Origin of the sequence: Fontibacillus panacisegetis (assembly GCF_900102215.1) — a bacterium.
Classification (GTDB): domain Bacteria; phylum Bacillota; class Bacilli; order Paenibacillales; family Paenibacillaceae; genus Fontibacillus; species Fontibacillus panacisegetis.
In genome coordinates this window covers 1-2379 of sequence record NZ_FNBG01000074.1, presented here as the reverse complement: position 1 = coordinate 2379, position 2379 = coordinate 1, and the positions used below count along the sequence as shown (strand labels likewise).

Sequence of the window (2379 nt, the reverse complement as noted above, 5' to 3'; positions counted from 1 at the left end):
TAGGGGTCTGGACCAAATTCAGTAGCACTTGCTCCATACACGACGATGTAATATGCCGTATTGGGCTTTACCGTGAATGTCATCGTATCTTCCTGACCAGCCCCATTTGTCGATCCAGCTAACCATTTGGACCAATCAGCGGTTTCATAAACCTCCACATTAAAGTCTTTTCCTGCAGGTGAAGTAAGGTTAACTGTGAGTCTTCCTCCTTGTTGAGATGTAAACTCATAAAAATCTTTATCGTCCGAAATGGAAATATAAGAGTCGTAAGTGCCCCCGGTCACAACGGTAACAGCATCCGGAAAGTCGTCGTTCATTTCATGATTATCTAATAATTCTAAATTTTGATATCCGAGCATCGGGCTCATATTGGGTTCAATATGATTATTTGAATCTAGACCTGCCATTACAGCATTCCAAAACTCCGTTTCTTCGTATCCTAACCTCCAAACACTGACACCAGCAAGATTATATTTCAAAACGAGTTGCGTTTTTAGCTGTATACTAGCACTGTTTTCATACCATACATTATGATCATTACCATTACTTCCTTCATAAGTAAAATAGGGTGACTGACTAGCTGGATCCCAGGTATGGAAACCTCCAGAAACTGAAGATAACCACAATATTTTCTTTAGTGGAAGCAGAACATTTCTTGATGGTTTTTCTAAGTTCCAATCGTATGAATAGTTTGTTAAGCCTAATAATATCTTTTCGCTAGTAATTTTACTCAACGTATACTGCAGAACATTCTCTACCCATTGATATCCTGCAAGAGGTCCAGGTAATCCCCAAGGTCCGTGTTGGTTATGCGCCATAACTTGAACGTAATCAACTAAATTTCCCAACTGCACTAAATCATAAACCATAGAGTTTTCTTCAGAAATTGAAGTAATTGGATAGATTGAGACAATGATTTTATAGCCACTTGGCCTCAAAACATCGGCGAGTTCCAGAATAAATTGCGTAAATGATTCTTTGTAGGATGAACTTAATCCTTCGAAGTCAATATTGACCCCTTCGTACCCATTTGCCGACACAATTGAATAGATATTTTGAATAAGCGTTTGTCTTAAGGTTTCAGATGATACAACGGTTTCAGCAATTTGAGGACTAAATCCACCTTGCTCTCTATTTTGAAACACTGCGTAGGTTTTAATCCCATTTTGACTTGAAAACTCCAACACGTTAGTGGGATTATTTCCAACGACATCGCCTGTGCTCGTGATATCGAACGTTGCCGATAATAAATTATCCATGTACGAACTGTTTTGAGTAAGACTTTCATATCCAGCTGTATCATAAGGTGCATAATAACCAAATACTTCCTTATGTGTCTGCTGTTCAAACTCAGAAGTAGGCATCAATTCTGTTGGTATTGATTGATCAGTAACACCGGTTTGAATATTATTGATTTCATTAACTCCTTCGTTTACGATAGACAATTCTGATAGAATATCCTCTTCTGCTACAGCATCTGTACCACTTGATAGCAAAATTAAATTTAAAAATATCGCCAAAATCAATGCCGATGCAATTCGACCAACAAATACATTTTTCGACATAACTATCCCCCAAATTTCGACTTTTTGATAAAATTTCACCAAATTTGTAATTGTATGAAATTCAATATTATCTATTAGCTACATTGCTATTAAATGTATTTCATCCCTTGTTTCCATCAACAACGTATTAATTCACTTACGAACATACTTGGCATCGATCTATTATGTTATTTGAGATTTCGCGGAACTTACCATTAGTATCTTCATAATGAACGGGGATCATCGAATACTCGATCTGGTATGTATTATCACTCATTAGATATTGCTTAGAAAATTCTGTACGTTTATCTTCAACCTCTTTGACTATTTGCGGTTCCTTCTGTAGTTCTTTTTGTAGGTCAATCAGTTCGAGTTCCTTATTGTTATTCAGCACGGTACTCATTTGAATATTCTCTTCGGCTGAATCCTCCCCAATCTCTGCTACAGCTACTTGGACATCTCCTAATCCAAATATTAAAACGCTTACAATTAATAAAAACAATAAAAATCTCTTCAATTTTCCCACAGATTACCTTCTCCTTTTCTTTTTCAAAATATACTTCAAACTAGTGAACCATCCCCTCAATCGGCAATTAAAAGTCATAAGGTTGAGTATAATTTCACATTCTTTCTTTGTCAATGATTCCCTAAAATGTTTATATGCCCCTTCTAGGAATAAGAAAAAAGACTACCTAGTAACCAGGTAGCCTTGCTCTATACTCATTATATGCTTTTATTGATTCAAATCAGGACGATGCCCTGTTACGAGGTACACGGCACTTTCGCCAATATTTGTTGCGTGGTCTGCAATCCGTTCAATATAGCGACCAACCAG

The 2379-nt window shown here is 36.8% G+C and carries 3 protein-coding genes; all 3 read right to left on the bottom strand.

Annotated features, from left to right (window positions below):
• Window positions 1–1565 (bottom strand): glycosyl hydrolase family 18 protein (locus BLS49_RS24405; protein WP_245742773.1); only part of this gene is annotated, 1565 nt, incomplete at its 3' end.
• A gap of 136 nt (window positions 1566–1701) precedes the next feature.
• A complete protein-coding gene (locus tag BLS49_RS24400; protein WP_091236734.1) occupies window positions 1702–2070 on the bottom strand; it encodes a hypothetical protein in 369 nt (122 codons plus the stop codon).
• A gap of 207 nt (window positions 2071–2277) precedes the next feature.
• Window positions 2278–2379 (bottom strand): PhoU domain-containing protein (locus tag BLS49_RS24670; protein ID WP_342707231.1); only part of this gene is annotated, 102 nt, incomplete at its 5' end.